A 16,585-nucleotide genomic window follows, 5' to 3' on the forward strand; every position below is an offset into this window, starting at 1 on the left:
GGTGCGCCTCCGGACCGAACACGGAGACCTCCGGGATCCGGTGCCGGCGCCACAGGCAGGCCGTGAACACCCGGTCCGCCGCCCCCACCCCCACCGGCCCCCGAACCCGGGCCCCGCCCCGGCCGGACCGCGGCCCCCGGCCGGCGGCGCGCGCGCCCCCGCGGGCCCGCGCCGCGGGCCGCCGCCCGCCGGGCCCGGCGCTTCGCGCTCGGGCCGGCCTCACTCCGCTTCGCTTCATGAGGCCACTGATGCCCCATGAAAAGTTGCTCACCCTTTGAGCAATGAGTCTCACTCCGCTTCGCTCCATGAGGAAAATAGCCGGGGCCTGGGTGCTCTCCTGAGTTCGCCCGGCCGCTCTCCCTGAGGTTGCCGGCCCCGCTCCGCTTCGCTCCACGGGCCTGGCGACTGGGGCTTGCTCCCTGAGCTGGTGCTTGAGTTGGACCGAAGATGGGCCCAGGTTTTGCGCTCGGGCTGGACCTCGCTCCGTGGGGCTCGGGTGGTTCGGTCCCGAGTGCGGTGCCTTCCTGAATTCCTCGTCCAGCTCGCCCGGTCGGCTGTTCTGAACCTGCTCCGCTACGTGGAGCCCCGTAGTCGGCTTCCCATCGTGTTGCTTCACGCCTGGCACTGCTCCGCTTCGCTTCATGGTGCGAGGGGGCTGGTGTGCGTCTAAGTCGTTGAGTGGTGGCTTCAGTTGATTTCGGATCAGTCTGGCTGGGGCGTTGGCGCTTTGTGGATTGGTTGTGCTCCCGCCCGGGTTCGTCCGGGCTGACGAGCCTGGAGCGTGGCTTCGGCTGCTGCCTCTCGATGTGGGGATCGGCCTGATGTATCAGAATGGGTGTGTCAGGGGATCCTGCGCGGAGCGGGGTGGGGACTCGCGTGTTCGGAGGCGCGGGGCGGCGGCGCGGCGCTGGGGAGGTGGTGGGCCGGAGGATCAGGTCAGGATTCGGTGGGGTGGGTGTCGGCGTGCAGGTGGTGGGCTGCGGTGGTCCAGGCTGCGGTGACGGCGTGGTGGGCGGTGGTTGTTGCCTCGGTGATGTCGCCTTCGAGGTGGAGGGGGGTACCGAGGTGGACGTGCAGGGTGGGGCGGCGCAGTGGGGCGGTGGCGAATCCGGCGAGTTGTTTGGCGGCGCTGCCGGAGCTGAGGCGGCGGGCGCCGTACTGGCCGAGGGGGACGACGGGGGCACCGCTTGCCGCTGCGAGTCGGGCCAGGCCGGTGCGGAAGGGGCGGGGCTCGCTGTCGTGGGAGTCTCGGTGTTTCGGGAGGCCGCCTTCGCCGTAGATGAGGACGACGCGGTCGGCGGCGAGTGCGGCTGCCGCGGTGTCGAGGGCGGTGGCGGCGTGGGCGGTGCCGCAGTGGACGGGGATGTGTCCGCCGGCCCGTAGGACCGTGCCGAGGAGGGGTATCCGCCACAGTCCGGCGGCGGCCATCACCACGGGTTCGGTGCCCAGCCGGCGCAGTGCGGCCAGGACGACGCCGGGGTCGGCGAGTGAGCTGTGGTTGGCGGCGACGATGCTGCCCGGGGCGATGGGGCCCGGGATGTCGGAGGTGACGGACAGACGGCCGAGGACGGGGATCAGGGTGCTGGCGATCCGGCTGAGCATGGGTGGTTCCTTCGTGGCCTTCGGCGGGGTGGTACCGCCATCCTCGCGGCCGTCGGTGCCGGGCAGCTTGAGTAGGCGTACTCAGATCGGTCCGGGTACGTCAGGGGGCGGTGAAGAGGGTGGGGAAGGTCGGGGCCAGCCATGGCCGGCGGCCCCAGGCGAGGACTTTGCCGCGGGTGAGGGCGTCGATGGCGGTGTAGCGGCCCAGTGCGATGAGGAGGAACGCGACCGGCTCGGTGAGGATCGTGCAGTCCGGGCGTCGGGGCGGGTCCTGGGTCACCGTGGCGGTTCCGTCCGTGAAGGTCACGGTGAAGGTGTCCAGGCCGCGTACCCGTAGCCGGTAGCAGGCGTTGTGGCCGGCCGTGGTGTGGGGGTTGGTGACCCGTGGCATGACGGTGCGCAGGAAGGGCAGGGTCAGGGCGACGCGGTGGCGGTCGATGGGGTGTGGGCGGTGCAGGGCCAGGGCGATGTCGTAGAGGTGGCCGAGCATGTGGGTCAGGAGGTAGGCGGCGAGGGTGTCCAGGTCCATCGGACCGAGCGGGGTCCGTACCGGGTCGGTGCCGGTGCGTGGGGCGGCTGCCGTGGTGAACCGGTGTGCCTGTCGGGCGATCTCCTCGGCAAGGGCGGCCGGGTCGCGTTCGGGGCGGGCGGCCAGGGCGGCTTCGTTGGCGGCGGCCAGTGAGCCCGCGGTGCCGTCGCCGTAGGGGCGTTCCTCTCCGGCGGCGAGGGCGGCCATCAGTTCGTTGGCCATGGCGAGGTGGGCGGCGGCCTCGGCGACCGTCCACTCGGCGCCGGGTATCGGGGTGTCGCCGCGGCTGTCGGCGAGGAGGGTGACGGCCTCGTCGCCGAGTGCGGTGACCGCTGCGAGGAGCGCGGTGCGCTCGGGGGGCGGGAGGGTCATGGTGGTGAACACTGGCCGACTCCGGGGTCGCTGTCCAGACCCGTGGCGTGGTCGGGGGCGTGATGGCATCGGCTTCACCCAGAGCGGAATGCCGCTGTCTTCCCACGGGGCCTCGGATCCTTAGGCTGATGGGGTGAGCACTCATGCGCCGGACGAAGCCCGCGTCATCCCCCTGCGTCCGCAGGGCCCGCCGCCCGCGCAGGCACCCGCGGTGAGGGAGCCGCTGTGGCGCGACCTCGTCGGTGGTGTGCTGCGGCGCGAGCGGCTCGCGCAGGAGCGCACCCTGAAGGACGTCGCGCAGGCGGCCCGGATCTCGATGCCCTACCTGTCGGAGCTGGAGCGCGGGCGCAAGGAGGCGTCGTCCGAGGTGCTCGCGGCTGCCGCCCGGGCGCTCGGGCTGGGCCTGGCCGATGTGCTGTCGCTCGCTCAGGAGGAGCTGGTGCGGTCTGCGCGGAACCGGGTGGAGCGGGGGCGCCGGGGGCGTGCGTCGACGGGGCGGCACGACGGTCTGTGCCTGGTCGCGTGACCCCGCACCGGCGGGGCCGGTGGGCGCCGCCGGTGCGGGGTCGGGTGAGGGGAGGAATCAGGGGAGGGGTCAGGTGAGGGGAGGGGTCAGGTGAGGGCGAGTCGTCGGGTGAGCACCTGGTCGGCGAGGCCATAGGCGACGGCCTCCTCGGCGGTGAGGATCTTTTCGCGGTCCAGGTCGGCGCGCAGCGTCGCGGCGTCGTGGTGGGTGTGCCGGGACAGGACCTCCTCGACCTGCGAGCGGATGCGGATCACTTCCTTGGCCGCGAGGCTGAGGTCGGAGACCGTCCCCTGGCGGCCCGCGCTGGCCGGCTGGCCGAGCAGGACCCGGGCGTGCTGGAGCACGAACCGTCGTCCCGGGTCGCCGCCGGCCAGGAGGACGGCCGCGGTGGATGCCGCCTGGCCGACGCAGAAGGTGGAGATCGGTGACTGGATGAAGGTCATCGTGTCGTAGATCGCCATCAGGGCGGTGAAGGATCCGCCGGGCGAGTTGAGGTAGATCGAGATCTCGCGTTCCGGGTTCGCGGACTCCAGGTGCAGGAGTTGGGCGATGACGACGTTGGCGACGCCGTCGTCGATCCCGGTGCCGAGGAAGACGATCCGTTCGTTCAGGAGTCGGCTGAAGACGTCGTAGGAGCGCTCGCCCTGTGCGGTGCGCTCGATGACGTAGGGAACGGGGTAGGAGCTCATGTCACAGTCCCATCCGTCGGTGCGGTGCGGCCGGGCGGATGTCGGCGAGCGACTGCACCACCCGGTCCACGATGCCGTACTGGCGGGCCTGTTCGGCGGTGAACCAGCGGTCGCGGTCGCCGTCGCGCGCGATCGTCTCCTCGCTCTGGCCGGTGTGTGCGGCGGTGATCCGTTCGATGGCCTGTTTGGTGTACTCCAGGTTCTGTGCCTGGATCTCGATGTCCGCGGCGGTGCCGCCGATGCCGGCCGAGGGCTGGTGCATCATGATCCGCGCGTTCGGCAGTGCGAAGCGCTTGCCGGGGGCTCCGACGGTGAGGAGGAACTGGCCCATGCTGGCGGCGAATCCCATCGCGAGCGTGGTGACGTCGTTCGGGATGAGCTGCATGGTGTCGTGGATGGCCAGGCCGGCGGTGACCGATCCGCCGGGGCTGTTGATGTACAGGCTGATGTCGGTGCGCGGGTCCTCGGCCGAGAGGAGCAGCAGTTGTGCGCAGACCCGGTTGGCGGAGACGTCGTCGACCTGGGTGCCGAGGAGGACGATCCGCTGGGCGAGCAGGTGGGCCGCGAGGTGGTCGTCGAAGCGGCTGAGGGGTGTGTCGTCGTCCTGTGCGTGGGGTCGGGGTGTGGTGAGGGGGGTCATCCGGTCTCCTCGTCGGGGGCGGGTGTGCCGTCGGCTCCACTCTTGCCTCCGGGGGGTTCGGGGATGGGGTTTCTCTGCTTGGCGCAGATTCGCCAGGGGCAGAGGGGGTCAGGGGGTGGGCGGAGGGGGTCAGGGGGTGGGGGTGGGGTCGGTGACCAGGTCGGTTGCGGCGCGGGTGAAGGCGCGGACGCGGGCGGTGGTGCGGCTCTGCGGCCAGATCAGGCCCCATTCGAGGGGTGGTGCGTCGGCGAGGGCGACGTAGGCGATGTCGGGGCGCGGGTAGTAGCGGCGGGTGTGGGCGCCGACGGGCAGGACGCCGTGGCCGGCGCCGACGAGTGTGAGTGCTTCCTGGATGCTGTCGGCTGCCGGGCCCGGTGGGAGGGGTGGCGGGACGGCGGTGCCGTCCCGCAGTCGGATCACCGGGAGGTTCGTCAGGTCCTCGGTGGTGGCGCCGTGCGGGCGGTCGAGGGGGTGTCCGGCGGGGACCGCGAGCATGCGGGCCTCGCGGACCAGGGGCGGTCCGCAGATGAGGTCGGGTTCGTGCACCGGGAGGGGGCCGAGGCACAGGTCGGCGTCGCCGTCGCGCAGCCAGCGGGTCGTCTCGGTCATCCGGGCCTCGCGTAGCCGGACGTCGCAGTCGGGGGCCCGTTCACGGAACAACTGGGTGATCCCGATGAGGAGTTGGCCGGCGGCCGCGCCGACGTAGGCGACCTGGAGGCTGCCGGACAGGCCGCGCCCGGCTTCGACGGCGCTTTGGAGGGCCGCTTCGACGGCCTGCCAGGCCGGCCTCAGGTCGTCGGCCAACGCGCGGCCGAGCGGGGTGAGTTCGACGCGGCGGCTGGTGCGGTCGAACAGGGCGGCGCCCACCCGTCGTTCCAGTTTGCGGATGGTCCGGCTGACCCGCGCGGTGGACACCCGCAGCTTCTCGGCGGTGCGCCCGAAGTGCAGTTCCTCCGCGAGCACCAGAAACGACTCCACCTCGTACCGCTCGATCACGCGCCACCCCGTCGTCAAGCCCGAGTCAACGATCATTGCGCAGAAGGGCGTTGTTCGCCATCGGTCACGGCAGCAGAGTGGGGGACGTCGAAACCCGGCCGCTTTCACCGATTCCACCGGAGGACATCATGACGACCGAGCCCCTGCAGGCCCTGACCGCGCGGCCCGACGACATCGCCGCGGTCGTCGGCGAGTTGCGCGACCGTGCCGAGATCACGGACGCCCTCCTGCGGTTCGCCCTCGGGCAGGACCTGAAGGACCGTGAGCTGTTCGCCTCGGCCTTCACCGCCGACGCGGAGCTGGACTTCCGTCCGGCCGCGGCGCGCTGGGGTGGCGAGCCGCCCCTGATGACCGGTCGGGACTTCATCGTGGACGCCATCCTGGCGATGTTCGCCGGCCGGGTGGACACCACCCACCAGGTCACCAACCCGCGCGTCGGTGTCGACGGGGACACCGCCAGGCTCACCGCGCTGGTCGAGGCGCAGCACCTGCTCGTCGGTGAGCCGGGTACGCACGCCCTGCTCAAGAACCCCTACACGGTGGATCTGGTGCGTGAGGGTGGTCGTTGGCTCATCCGGCGGATGCGCATCGACAACGCCTGGTTCACCGGGGATCCGAAGGCCGTCTTCGGCGGCTGACGGCGGCGGGGTGGGGTGGGGAGGGGCGGGGGCGGGGGCGGGGGCGGGGGCGGGTCACAGGCGCAGGTGGGATGCGCCGTTGAGGTCGAGGACCGTGCCGGAGGCCCAGGTCGCCTCGGGCGAGGCCAGGTAGAGGACGGCTGCGGCGACCTCCTCCGGGGTGCCGACCCGTCCGAACGGGCTCTGTGCGCGCAGGGCCGGGCCGGACGGGCCGGTGAGGCGTTCGGCGACGCGGTCGGTGGCGGTGAAGCCGGGGGCGACCGAGGTCACCGAGATGCCGTGCGGGGCCAGGGCGACGGCCAGGGACTGGCCGAGGGCGTGCAGCGCGGCCTTGCTCGCGCCGTACGCGGGGTGGTCCGGTTCGCCGCGGAAGGCGCCGCGCGAGCCGATGTGCACGATCCGGCCGGGTGCGCCGCGGGCGATGAGGCGGCGGGCGACGCAGTGGCTGAGGTTGGCGGCGCCGAGCAGGTTGACGTCGACCATGCGGCGCCAGACCTGCTGCCAGTCGTCGTAGGACGCTTCGGCCGGGTGGTGGGCGTTCGTCTCCGCGGTGGCCACGGCGGCGTTGTTGACCAGGACGTCCACCCCGCCGAGCCCGGCGTCGGCGGTCTCGGCGATCCGCTGGACGGCGGTGGGGTCGCCGAGGTCGCCGTCCACCAGGAGGTGTCCCTCGCCGGGCAGCGCGGCCAGGGTCTCCTCGGCCCCGGCGCGGCTGGAGACGTAGTGCACGGCGACGCGGTCGCCCCGGGCGGCGAACGCGTGCGCCACGGCCCGGCCGATGCCCCGGGAGGCACCGGTGACCAGGACGCCCCTCATCGGGCGAACATCCGGGTCTCGTCGCGGAACGCCTTGAACTCCAGGGCGTTCCCGGCCGGGTCGAGCAGGAACATGGTCCACTGCTCGGCGGGCTGTCCGGCGAAGCGCAGGGTGGGCTCGATGACGAACCCGGTGCCGGCGTCGGCCAGTCGCCGGGCGAGGGCGTGGAAGGCGTCGACGTCCAGTACCAGTCCGAAGTGCGGCACGGGGACGGGGCGGCCGTCGACGGTGCCGTGCCCGGCGGGTTCGGGGCGGTGCTCGGGGACGAGGTGCGTCACCAGTTGGTGGCCGTGGAGGTCCCAGTCGACCCAGCCGTCGGTCGAGCGGCCCTGCGGGAGTCCGAGCACGCCGCCGTAGAACGCGCGGGCGCGGGCCAGGTCGTCGACGGGGACGGCGAGGTGAAAGGCGGGACGGGTCATGGCCCTCACCTTGATCCCCGCACCCTGCTGATGTCAACATTCGGACATGAATGATGAACCCCTGCGGAAGGCGGTCCGGCGCGGGCTCGCCGACGAGGTCGCGGACCGGGTGCGCGACGCGATCCTCGACGGGCGTTTCCCGCCCGGCGCCCCGCTGCGGGAGGTCGACCTCGCCGAGTCGCTGGGCGTGAGCCGCGGGGCGGTGCGTGAAGGGCTCGCCCGGCTGGAGCACGAGGGGCTGATCCGCACCGGCTGGCACCGGCCGACCACCGTCGTGGCGGCGAGCGCCGTCGACGTGGAGGAGGTCTACCGGGTGCGCGCCGCGCTCGACCGGCTGGCGGCCGTCACCGCGATGCGCCGGGCGACGCCGGAACAGCTCGACGGACTCGACCGGCTCGTCGACGGGATGGCCGCCGAACTGGCCGCCGGCGCCGGGGTGCCGCGGCTGCTCGCCCTGGACATGGCCTTCCACGACCGCGTCTACGAGGCCGCCGGGAACGGCCGGCTCACCGCGGCCTGGCAGGCCGTGCGCTCCCAGGTGTTCCTGTTCCAGTTGCAGCGGGTCTCGCTCGCCCGCGGCCGGTACCGGGCGCTGGTCGTCGACGAGCACCGCGAGCTCGCCCGCCTGCTGCGGGCGGGCGGCGACGCCGAGGAACTCGGCCGGCTCGCCGCCGAACACGTCGACGCCGCCCGTCGCAGCCTGCTGGCCCTCCTGGCGGAGGCGGGAGGCGGGGAGACGGGCGACGGGGATGCGGGGGGCGCAGCGGCGGGGGGCGCGGCGGGGGGCGGGTGACCGGGGGCGGGTGGTGGAGGGGCCGGGACGTCGGGGCGGGGGTCCCGAGGTCCCGGCCCGGCGGGGTCAGCTGTCGGCGAGGGGGGCGAAGACGCCGAAGGTGGCGCCCTGCGGGTCGCGGATCACCGCGATCCTCGGGCCGTTCTCCATCTCCACGTCGACGGGCCCGTGCAGGACCTCGGCCCCGAGCCGGGTCGCGGTCGCCGCGGCCGCGTCCACGTCGGTGACCGTGAAGTACGGGTTCCAGTGGGAGGGGACCTCCGGCGGGAAGGAGGCGTCCATGGGCATCACGCCGCCGAACATCCGGTCGGCCAGGCCGACCATCGGGTAGGTGTCGTGCGGCCAGACCCGCCAGCCGAGGACGCCCTGGTAGAAGGCGAGCGCGGCGTCCCTGTCCCGGGTCGACAGGTCGGCCCAGCCGAAGGCGTTCGGCTCGTCCACCACGCCGAAGCCGCCGAACCCGCGCTTCTGCCAGAGGGCGAACGGCGCGCCGGTCGGGTCGCTGAGCAGGGCCCAGCGGCCGAGGTCGCCGATCTCCGTCGGCCCCATCCACACCTGGGCGCCGGCGCCCTTGGCGGACTCGCAGGTGCGGTCGACGTCGGCGGCGGCGAAGGACAGCAGCCACATCACCGGTTGCTGCGGGTTCATCAGCGGGGCCACGGCCGCGGCGGGCGCGCCGTCGTGGGAGAAGGTCGTGTAGCCGCCGTACTGCGGGTCCGGGTCGGTCTCGGCGGTCCAGCCGAACAGTTCGCCGTAGAACTGCTGGGCCGCGGGGAGGTCGCGGGCGCTCAACTGGGCCCAGCACGGGGAACCCGGGAGGATCTCGGTCACCTTCAACGCACTGCCTTTCGACGCGGTTTCCTGCTGCTGCGGGGGTAGCCGTTCGTTGTTTTCGCTGGTCAGGCGGCTGATGGTGGGCGAGTGTAGTCGGCGGGCGGCCGGTCGCAGGGGCGCCTCGCAGGGCGCGTCGACCGATCGGACCGTCCGCTTCGGGGGGTGTCCGGGGGTGTGGCGGTGTCCGGGCCCGCGCTGCGGTGTTATCCGGCGACCCAGGCGGTGGTCAGCGCCTGGACGGCCGAGCCGTCGAGGTCCTTGAGCTTGGTGGCGGCGAAGGCGCGCGCGGCGTCGGAGGTGAGCAGCCGGAAGGCGGGGTGTTCGGCGGTGAGCTGGTCGACGATCCGGGCCGCGGCGTCCTGTGCCGTCTGGGCGTTGGCGAAGGCGCCGCGGGTGCGGTCCAGGTAGGCGGACAGGGCCGGGGCGTACGGTCCGGCCTGCTCCAGGGCGTCGTCCGCGAGGCCGACGTTGGCGACGAACTCGCTGGCGACCGCTCCGGGTTCGATCACGCTCACGGCCACGCCGGTCGTGGCCGCGACCGGGGCGAGGGACTCCATGAAGCCCTCGACGGCGAACTTGGCGGCGCAGTAGGCCTCGTTGAAGGGCTGGCCGATGACGCCGCCGACGCTGGTCACGGTCAGGACGCGGCCCCTGCTCGCGCGCAGGAGGGGCAGGGCGGCCTTGGTGACGTGCAGGACGCCGAAGAAGTTGACCTCCATGACGGCGCGCACGTCCTCGACGCTCTCCTGTTCCAGGGTGCCGACGTGGCCGGCGCCGGCGTTGTTGACCAGTGCGTCCAGGTGGTCGAGGCCGGCCAGGCAGGCCTGGACCGAGGCGGGGTCGGTGACGTCCAGGGGGCGGACGTCGACGGTGACCGCGGCTTCCTCGGCCGCCGCCAGCAGGGCGCCCGCCTTGGCGGTGTCGCGCATCGTGGCGATCACGTGCCAGCCGGCGCGGGCGGCGGTGACGGCGGTGGCCAGGCCGATGCCGGAGGACGTGCCGGTGATCAGGACGGTCTTGGTGCTCATCGTGTGACCTCTCGAATGCTTATGGTTCATAACCACTATGGACCATAACTATGTGGGCCGACATTCAACCCTGTCAAGCACCTGGCTACGCTGGACCCCATGCCCGACCCATCGGATGAGCTCACCAGGGAGGTCGTCGGCCTCTTCGCGGCCGTCAACCGCCGCTACACCCAGGAGTCCGAGGCCGCCGCCGCGGCCCACGACCTGACCCCGCTGCAGGCCAAGGCGCTGCTCGCCGCCGAGAGCCCGGTCCCCACGCGCCGCATCGCCGAGCGGCTCCACGCGGAGCCGTCCAACGTGACCGTGATCATCGACCGGCTGGAGTCGCGGGGCCTGGTCGAGCGCAGCGTCGACGAGGCCGACCGCCGCGTCAAGCGTGTCGCCGCCACCGCGGCCGGGCGCGCCGTGGTCGCCGACCTGCGCGAGCGGATGCCGTTCGCCGCCGAGCCGCTGGCCGGGCTCACGGCGGGCCAGCGGGAGGCGCTGCGGGAGCTGTTGCAGCTGGTCCTGGAGGCCTGAGGGCGGGGGGTTTCGGGTCCGCGGCCCCGGGGGGGGCGGGGCAGGGCCGGGCCGGATGAGGGCCGGGTGAGGGTGTCGCTGTGTCTTCGGGCGCGGCGGCGCCCTCCTCGTTTCCCCGGGGTTCCCTCTTCATCTATTTTCGTCATCTTGACGAGAAGCGGGGCGGCCCAATATCGTCGACGTGACGAAAAGGGGTTCTCCGATGGCCGACATCACCAGACGATTCGGGCTGCGCCACCTGCGCGCCGTTCCCACCGCGCACATCCGCCACCTGCGGCGCGGCCGGGTCGCCCACGACGGGACCGGGCTGGCGTTCTGGTTCCGGCCGCTGACCGCGGCGATCTCCGAAGTACCGGTGGACGACCGGGAACTCGCCATGCTCTTCCACGCCCGCACCTCGGATTTCCAGGACGTCAGCGTCCAGGCGACGCTCACCTACCGGATCACCGACCCGGCCACCGCCGCCACCCGCGTCGACTTCGGCATCGACCCCGACACCGGCGCCTGGCGCGCGGCCCCGCTCGACCAGCTCGCCACACTGCTCACCGAGACCGCCCAGCAGCACGCGCTCGGCCTGCTCGCCCGCACCCCGCTCGCCGGCGCCCTCGCGAACGGGGTGGAGGCCGTGCGCGGGCGGATGACCGAGGGCCTGGCCGGCGAGCCCCGGATCACCGAGACCGGACTCGCCGTGATCGCCGTCCGGGTGGTGGCGCTGCGGCCCGAGCCCGAGGTCGAACGGGCGCTGCGCACCCCGGCCCGCGAACTGGTGCAGCAGGAGGCCGACCGGGCGACCTTCGAGCGCCGCGCGGTGGCCGTCGAGCACGAGCGCGGCATCGCCGAGAACGAACTCGCCAACCGCATCGAACTCGCCCGGCGCGAAGAGCAGTTGCTCGCCCAGCAGGGCGCCAACCAGCGGCTCCAGGCGGAGGAGGAGGCCGCGGCCGACCGGGTGCGCACCGACGCCGAGGCGCAGCGCCGCACCCGGCTGGCCGCCGCCGAGGCACAGGCCTCCCGCGAACTCGGCGAGGCCCGGGCGGCGGCGGAGGCGGCGTGGCTGGCGGCCCACCAGCAGGCCGATCCGGCGGTGCTGCGGGCGCTGGCGCTGATGCGGCTGGCGGAGCACCTGCCGCGGATCGACAGCGTGACGCTGACCCCGGACGTGCTCACCGGTCTGCTGGCCCGGCTCGGTGCACCCGGGGCGCAGCGGTGACGCTCGCCCCGCGGGTGGTGCTGGTGCACCGGCGCACCGAGTACGAGGAACTGGTGGCCCGTCACGGCACGCCCGGGCAGGCCGCGTTCTTCCTCGCGTCGCGGGGCCGGTCGGCGCGGGAGGTCGAGGAGCGGCACCGGCGGCAGGCGCAGGCGCTCGCCGGGGCGGCGGCGGCCGTGCCGCTGGACTGGCGGCGCAGCCGGGTCGAACGGGCGGACCTGCCGCGGTTCCTGTTCGAGCCGGGGGACGTGGTGGCCGTGGTGGGTCAGGACGGTCTGGTGGCCAATGTGGCCAAGTACCTGGACGGTCAGCCGGTGGTGGGGGTGGACGCCGATCCGGGCCGCAATCCCGGCGTGCTGGTGCGTCACCGGGTCGACGGGCTGGCCGGGTTGCTGCGGGCGGCGGCGCGGGGCGAGGGGGCGGTGCAGGAGCGGACCATGGTCGAGGCCGTGGCCGACGACGGGCAGCGGCTGCTGGCGCTGAACGAGGTGTACGTGGGACAGCCGGGGCACCAGACGGCGCGCTACCGGCTGGGGACGGAGGACGGCGCGTCCGACGCTGCCGGGGCCGAAGCCGGGGCCGGGGAGGCGCAGGCGTCGTCGGGTGTCCTGGTCGGCACCGGTACGGGTGCCACCGGCTGGTGCCGCTCGGCCTGGCTGGAGCGCGGCGGCCCGGTGGCCCTGCCCGCGCCGGGGGCGCCGGCGCTGGCCTGGTTCGTCCGGGAGGCGTGGCCCTCCCCCGCGACGGGCACCGGTCACGTGCACGGGGTGCTGGAGGCCGGGCGGCGGTTGGTGCTCACGGTCGAGTCGGAGCACCTGGTGGCGTTCGGGGACGGGATCGAGGCGGACGCCCTGGAACTCGTGTGGGGCCAGAGCGTGCGGCTCGGTGTCGCCGCGACCCGGCTGCGGCTGCTCGGCTGAGCGGGACGTGCTCGGCCGGGTGGGACGCGCGTGCGCGCTCGTCCGCGGGCGGCCGTGGCGTGTGTGTGCGGCAGGCGGGGGCGGAGGATGAAGGGGTCAGCGGGGTGGAGGGGTCAGGGGGTTTCGCGGACGATCCAGAAGGGGGACCGGCGGTACAGCGGGCCGTCGGGGTCGTCGGCCCGGACGCGGACCGGGGTGTACAGGCACAGGACCCGGCCGCCCAGCCGCCGTTCCTCGGCCGCCAGCCACCGGGACTGCAGGAGCATCCCGGCCGCCATGCCCGCCACGAACATGCCGACCGGGATCCCCGTCGCGTAGCCGACCGCGAGGCCGATCAGCAGCACCAGGAGCAGGGGCGCGGTGAGACTGCGGGAGAACAGGTCGAAGGCCTCGCCCTGCGGGACCGGCTCGGCGGTCGGCGGCGGCGGGCTCAGCCGCTCCAGCCGCTCCCGGTACCAGGGCCGGCGGGCCCGCTGGAGTCCGTAGCAGGTCGTCGCGAAGAGGAGCAGGCCGGTGCCGGCGCTCCTCAGCGGGTCCGGCTCGCCGGCTCCCCCGAGAAAGGCCGGCACGCAGCTCACCAGGCTCACGGCGAGCAGCAGGGCCCCCTGGATCCGTACCGACTGGACGAGTCCGACCAGCCGCGGACCACCGTTCATGAAACATCCCCCGTACACGTGCTCGACCAAGATCGGCAGGATCCTAACGGACGGCGGCCGAGGGTACTCCCGCAGGTGGAGACGGGTCCGGCCCCGAGGCCGACGGCGGGCCGGCGGGCGCGCCGTATCGTCGGAGGCATGAGCCGAGGACTGCACCTGGACGTCTACCTGCTGGCCTTCGACACCCGGTCCCAGTCGCTGCAGGACCGCGCCCGGGCCGGCTTCCTGGTGCGCGCGGGCGCCCTGGCCGAGCTCGCCCACCGGGGCGCCGCCGCCGAGGACGCGGCGGGCCGGGTGCGGGTCGTCTCCGCCGCCGCCACCGCGGACCCGGTCCTGGACACCCTGCTCGCCGAACTGGGCAGCCGGCCGCACACCTGGAGGTCGTGGATCAGGCGCAACCGCGAGGAGACCCTGGAGGCCGTCGAGGAACGGCTCGCAGTACTCGGCGTGGTGACCATGGCGGACCGGGACCCCTACGGCCCGGTCGTGCCGCGGCGCCCGGTGGCGATGGCGGACCCGCGCGAGGCCCTGGACCTCCAGGTGCGGGTGGCCGGGCTCGTCCGCGGCGGCGCCCCGGTCGCCGCGGTGCCGTTCGCCGACGCCGTCCTCGCGGCACTGGCCGCCCACGGGCACCTGCGGCTGGTGCTCTCGCGGCACGACCGCCGGGCCCACGCCGGGCGGATCGCCGAGCTCACCGACCGGATCGCCGACCGGTCCCCGGGGCTGGCCCGGGCGGTGGGCGGGCTGAACCTGACGATGGTCGCCGCCCAGGGCGGGATGGGCGGCGGCGGCTGAGCAGCCGGGCGGGCGGCTGTCAGGCGGGCGGGGACGGGGCCGGACGGGGACGGGGGCTTACTCCTCCGGTTCCCCGGCGCGGAGCAGGTCGAACAGGCGTGTGCCGCCGTCGAGTTGCAGGGAGTCCGCCGGGCTGCGGTCGTACGGGGGAGGACCGGCTCGCCGGCCGTGCCGCGGGTGCGGGCGACGGGGACGTCCGGGCCGTCGCCGGTCTCCGGGGCGGGCACGGGCAGCCGGGTGGCGCGCGCCGTCGGCGGAGAGCCACAGGCGCCAGGCGTGGCCCTCGGCGGCCGCGGGCTCGTACGGCCAGGGGCTCCGCGTCGCGCAGCAGGTGTGCCGGAACGCGTCGACGCCGTCGGTGCCGTCCGTGCCCGCGTCGGCGGGCAGCGGCTGCGGGGTGCCCGCGGTCCTGGGCGTCGTAGGTGTGCACCGTGGCCTCCTGGATCTGGTGCCGGGCGACGGCGCTGGCGGTCTGCGGCGACTGCGAGGCGCCCCACCACGTCCGGCAGCCGGCGTCCGGGCCGGCCACGCGCAACGCGTCCGGCAGCAGCTACGTCCCCTCCGCCGACCAGGCCGGCAGGGCCTCGCGCTCGCGGGGCGCGGCCGGACCCTCCCCTTCGCTGCGCCCGTCGGCGGGACCCACGGCGACGGTGGCGACCCAGCGGCGGTGCACCTCGCCCAGGTGCCGCACCAGGTCGGACACCGTCCACTCGGGGCAGGTCGGCACCTGGGCGTCCGGGCCGGGCGCGGCGGCGACCGCGGCGCGGAAGGCGGTCGACCACTCGTCGATCAGCCGCAGCAGGGCGGGGAGTGCGAGCTCCGCTGTCACTGCGACTGCCTACCACCGGGATCCGGACCCCGCCGCCCGCTTCACCCCATGCACACCATTCCCCGGCGGGGCCGGCGGCCCGGCGGGAGCGCGCGGCCGGAAGCGGGACGCGCGTGACGTTTGGCACTCGTTCCCTCACCGAACGTGAAAGGATCGCGGTCGGCAATGATTCACATCGACTAGGGGAAGACATGGCGGAGCGTCAGAACGGCACGGTCAAGTGGTTCAACGACGAGAAGGGGTACGGGTTCATCACCCCTGAGTCCGGGCCCGACCTGTTCGTTCACTTCCGTGCGGTCGAGGGGAGCGGCTTCAAGTCCCTGGTGGAGGGCCAGAAGGTCAGCTTCGAGGCCGTCCAGGGCCAGAAGGGGATGCAGGCCGACAAGGTCCGCATCGAGCAGTAGGCCCCGGCCCCGGGCGGGCGGTCGCGGCCGGCTCCCGTCCGCGGGCGCCCGCGGCCCGGCAGCCCGCCCGCCCGCGGATCGCGCGTCCGCCCCGGGGCCCCGGCGGAGGTCCCGCCGTCGGACGCTCCCCCGGGTCGTCCGGGCCTCCCGGGCCTCCTCGGTCCGGACACCGTCCGGGTGTTCGTCGGCCGGGCGCGGCAGGCGGGGCCGGGCCCGGCAGCCCGCACCGGCCCGCTCGCCCGAGGGCCGGCGGTGCTCCCGGCCGTGCCACACCGGCCGTGCCACACCGGCCGGACGAAGGGCACCGGCGCCCTCCGGTGGAAGCCGACGGCCGCACCGGACAGCGGCCGGTACCGGCTCTCGTCCACCGCTCCGGGCTTGAACTCGCACCCTTCGATGACGTCGGGCCGCAGCGCGCCGAGCTCCGTCGACGCGCCGTCACGCAGCCGGGCGGCGGCCTCGTCGGCCCGGCGCATCAGCCCGTGCGCCTCCGGACCGAACACGGAGACCTCCGGGATCCGGTGCCGGCGCCACAGGCAGGCCGTGAACACCCGGTCCGCCGCCCCCTCCCCCACCGGCCCCCGAACCCGGGCCCTGCCCTGCCCTGACCGCGGCCACGTGCCGGCTGCGCTCGCGCACGTCCGCCTCCCGGGAGCAACGCCTCGCCGGACCAGTGCCCCGCCGGCCGGCGCCGGGCCCTGGCGGCGCGTCGGGGCGGGCCCCGGAAGGGCGGGCGCAAACGCGCCTCGGGGGCGGGAATCCGGCTGTGCCCCCCCGGAACGCGAAAGGGCCCACGGGCCTGCTTCGCCCGACCGATCCGGGAGTCCGCACACGATCCGCATTCCTGCAGGTCGGACCGGTGTGTCTGACGGGCCGTGAGGTCCGGTCGGGCGGTGGCAGCACTTGCGGGGGGGGGTCGCGGCGCGCGGCTGTCCGAAGTCGCGGCGGGCCGATCGGCGCCGCCCCCTTCCGACTCATGAACTCCGTGGAGGAGATTTTCCATGCGTGCTTTCAAGCGTGTCGTCGCCCTCGCCGCCCTGACCACCCCGCTCGTCATCGGCTGCGCCGGCCTGGCCTCGGCCCAGGAGGGCCTGGACGCGGCCTGGGGCAAGGGCGCGTTCGTTGCGAACCAGAACGGCGCCGGGGTCGCGGCCGCCGAGTCCTCCGTCTCCCCCGACGGCGTCCCCCACGCCGACTTCTGGATCCGGGCGGACGACAACGGCGTCTCCGGCTCGTTCACGGGTGCGGGCGCCACCTGGAACAACGGCTGACGAAGCCCGCGCCACCGCCGGCCGGCGCCGGTCGGCCGGAATGCGGCCCGGGGGGGGGGGGGGCGGCCCCCCCCCCCCCCCCCCCCCCCCCCCCCCAGA

The 16,585-nt window shown here is 74.4% G+C and carries 19 protein-coding genes and 2 pseudogenes; 9 read left to right on the plus strand and 12 right to left on the minus strand.

The window, feature by feature from the left end; translation table 11 throughout:
• Positions 1-936: 936 nt before the first annotated feature.
• Together ACFV0O_RS29605 and ACFV0O_RS29610 are read right to left on the minus strand one after the other, a co-directional pair.
• Positions 937-1,602, minus strand: coding sequence for a lysophospholipid acyltransferase family protein (locus ACFV0O_RS29605; protein WP_380346708.1), 666 nt, complete (start codon positions 1,600-1,602; stop codon positions 937-939).
• A 100-nt stretch (positions 1,603-1,702) separates the two neighbouring features.
• Positions 1,703-2,503 (minus strand): maleylpyruvate isomerase family mycothiol-dependent enzyme, encoded by an 801-nt coding sequence (locus tag ACFV0O_RS29610; RefSeq protein ID WP_380346709.1) that lies wholly within the window; start codon positions 2,501-2,503, stop codon positions 1,703-1,705.
• A gap of 133 nt (positions 2,504-2,636) precedes the next feature.
• On the opposite strand from ACFV0O_RS29610, the gene ACFV0O_RS29615 reads away from it, so the two are divergent.
• A complete protein-coding gene (locus ACFV0O_RS29615) occupies positions 2,637-3,029 on the plus strand; it encodes a helix-turn-helix domain-containing protein (RefSeq protein WP_380346710.1) in 393 nt (130 codons plus the stop codon).
• An 86-nt stretch (positions 3,030-3,115) separates the two neighbouring features.
• Here the strand turns inward: ACFV0O_RS29615 and ACFV0O_RS29620 are convergent, their stop codons facing one another.
• From ACFV0O_RS29620 to ACFV0O_RS29630, 3 genes are all read right to left on the minus strand, one after another.
• Positions 3,116-3,718, minus strand: coding sequence for a ClpP family protease (locus tag ACFV0O_RS29620; protein ID WP_380346711.1), 603 nt, complete (start codon positions 3,716-3,718; stop codon positions 3,116-3,118).
• A 1-nt stretch (position 3,719) separates the two neighbouring features.
• Positions 3,720-4,358, minus strand: a complete 639-nt coding sequence (locus tag ACFV0O_RS29625) for a ClpP family protease (RefSeq protein WP_380346712.1) — start codon at positions 4,356-4,358, stop codon at positions 3,720-3,722.
• 129 nt (positions 4,359-4,487) lie between these two features.
• Positions 4,488-5,354 (minus strand): LysR family transcriptional regulator, encoded by an 867-nt coding sequence (locus ACFV0O_RS29630; protein ID WP_380346713.1) that lies wholly within the window; start codon positions 5,352-5,354, stop codon positions 4,488-4,490.
• Positions 5,355-5,482: 128 nt separating this feature from the next.
• On the opposite strand from ACFV0O_RS29630, the gene ACFV0O_RS29635 reads away from it, so the two are divergent.
• Positions 5,483-5,992 carry a nuclear transport factor 2 family protein gene (locus tag ACFV0O_RS29635; protein ID WP_360255241.1) on the plus strand — a complete coding sequence of 170 codons (510 nt, stop codon included), beginning with the start codon at positions 5,483-5,485 and terminating at the stop codon, positions 5,990-5,992.
• Between the two features lie 54 nt (positions 5,993-6,046).
• On the opposite strand, the gene ACFV0O_RS29640 is transcribed toward ACFV0O_RS29635, so the two are convergent.
• Together ACFV0O_RS29640 and ACFV0O_RS29645 are read right to left on the minus strand one after the other, a co-directional pair.
• The gene (locus ACFV0O_RS29640; RefSeq protein WP_380346714.1) at positions 6,047-6,808 is read right to left on the minus strand and encodes an SDR family NAD(P)-dependent oxidoreductase; all 762 of its coding nucleotides are present in this window, start codon (positions 6,806-6,808) and stop codon (positions 6,047-6,049) included.
• Positions 6,805-7,227, minus strand: coding sequence for a VOC family protein (locus ACFV0O_RS29645; protein ID WP_380346715.1), 423 nt, complete (start codon positions 7,225-7,227; stop codon positions 6,805-6,807). The genes ACFV0O_RS29640 and ACFV0O_RS29645 overlap by 4 nt, the downstream gene beginning before the upstream one ends.
• A gap of 46 nt (positions 7,228-7,273) precedes the next feature.
• Here ACFV0O_RS29645 and ACFV0O_RS29650 point away from each other — a divergent pair, with 46 nt between their 5' ends.
• Positions 7,274-8,020, plus strand: a complete 747-nt coding sequence (locus tag ACFV0O_RS29650) for a GntR family transcriptional regulator (RefSeq protein WP_380346716.1) — start codon at positions 7,274-7,276, stop codon at positions 8,018-8,020.
• A gap of 66 nt (positions 8,021-8,086) precedes the next feature.
• On the opposite strand, the gene ACFV0O_RS29655 is transcribed toward ACFV0O_RS29650, so the two are convergent.
• Positions 8,087-8,851 carry a VOC family protein gene (locus ACFV0O_RS29655; RefSeq protein ID WP_380346717.1) on the minus strand — a complete coding sequence of 255 codons (765 nt, stop codon included), beginning with the start codon at positions 8,849-8,851 and terminating at the stop codon, positions 8,087-8,089.
• Between the two features lie 206 nt (positions 8,852-9,057).
• Positions 9,058-9,882: an SDR family oxidoreductase gene (locus ACFV0O_RS29660; protein ID WP_380346718.1), complete on the minus strand. Its 825-nt coding sequence runs from the start codon at positions 9,880-9,882 to the stop codon at positions 9,058-9,060.
• Positions 9,883-9,981: 99 nt separating this feature from the next.
• Between ACFV0O_RS29660 and ACFV0O_RS29665 the strand changes: the two genes are divergently transcribed.
• From ACFV0O_RS29665 to ACFV0O_RS29675, 3 genes are all read left to right on the plus strand, one after another.
• Entirely contained in the window at positions 9,982-10,401 is a 420-nt protein-coding gene (locus ACFV0O_RS29665; protein WP_360255228.1) for a MarR family transcriptional regulator, read from the plus strand.
• A 202-nt stretch (positions 10,402-10,603) separates the two neighbouring features.
• Positions 10,604-11,611, plus strand: coding sequence for an SPFH domain-containing protein (locus ACFV0O_RS29670; protein ID WP_380346719.1), 1,008 nt, complete (start codon positions 10,604-10,606; stop codon positions 11,609-11,611).
• Complete coding sequence (locus ACFV0O_RS29675; protein ID WP_380346720.1) at positions 11,608-12,531, plus strand: hypothetical protein; 924 nt, start codon at positions 11,608-11,610, stop codon at positions 12,529-12,531. Before ACFV0O_RS29670 ends, ACFV0O_RS29675 begins: the two co-directional genes overlap by 4 nt.
• A gap of 113 nt (positions 12,532-12,644) precedes the next feature.
• On the opposite strand, the gene ACFV0O_RS29680 is transcribed toward ACFV0O_RS29675, so the two are convergent.
• The gene (locus ACFV0O_RS29680; RefSeq protein WP_380346721.1) at positions 12,645-13,187 is read right to left on the minus strand and encodes a hypothetical protein; all 543 of its coding nucleotides are present in this window, start codon (positions 13,185-13,187) and stop codon (positions 12,645-12,647) included.
• A 138-nt stretch (positions 13,188-13,325) separates the two neighbouring features.
• On the opposite strand from ACFV0O_RS29680, the gene ACFV0O_RS29685 reads away from it, so the two are divergent.
• A complete protein-coding gene (locus ACFV0O_RS29685; RefSeq protein WP_380346722.1) occupies positions 13,326-13,982 on the plus strand; it encodes a GPP34 family phosphoprotein in 657 nt (218 codons plus the stop codon).
• 19 nt (positions 13,983-14,001) lie between these two features.
• Here ACFV0O_RS29685 and ACFV0O_RS29690 read toward each other — a convergent pair.
• A pseudogene (locus ACFV0O_RS29690) lies at positions 14,002-14,811 on the minus strand (maleylpyruvate isomerase N-terminal domain-containing protein).
• Positions 14,812-15,002: 191 nt separating this feature from the next.
• Here ACFV0O_RS29690 and ACFV0O_RS29695 point away from each other — a divergent pair.
• Entirely contained in the window at positions 15,003-15,215 is a 213-nt protein-coding gene (locus tag ACFV0O_RS29695; RefSeq protein WP_350519589.1) for a cold-shock protein, read from the plus strand.
• 278 nt (positions 15,216-15,493) lie between these two features.
• Here the strand turns inward: ACFV0O_RS29695 and ACFV0O_RS29700 are convergent.
• A pseudogene (locus tag ACFV0O_RS29700) lies at positions 15,494-16,057 on the minus strand (DUF4262 domain-containing protein); the annotation flags it as partial.
• A gap of 159 nt (positions 16,058-16,216) precedes the next feature.
• Between ACFV0O_RS29700 and ACFV0O_RS29705 the strand changes: the two are divergent.
• The gene (locus tag ACFV0O_RS29705; protein WP_380346723.1) at positions 16,217-16,486 is read left to right on the plus strand and encodes a hypothetical protein; all 270 of its coding nucleotides are present in this window, start codon (positions 16,217-16,219) and stop codon (positions 16,484-16,486) included.
• Positions 16,487-16,585: the final 99 nt, after the last annotated feature.

The sequence above is a fragment of the Kitasatospora sp. NPDC059577 genome (assembly GCF_042735475.1).
Classification (GTDB): Bacteria; Actinomycetota; Actinomycetes; order Streptomycetales; family Streptomycetaceae; genus Kitasatospora.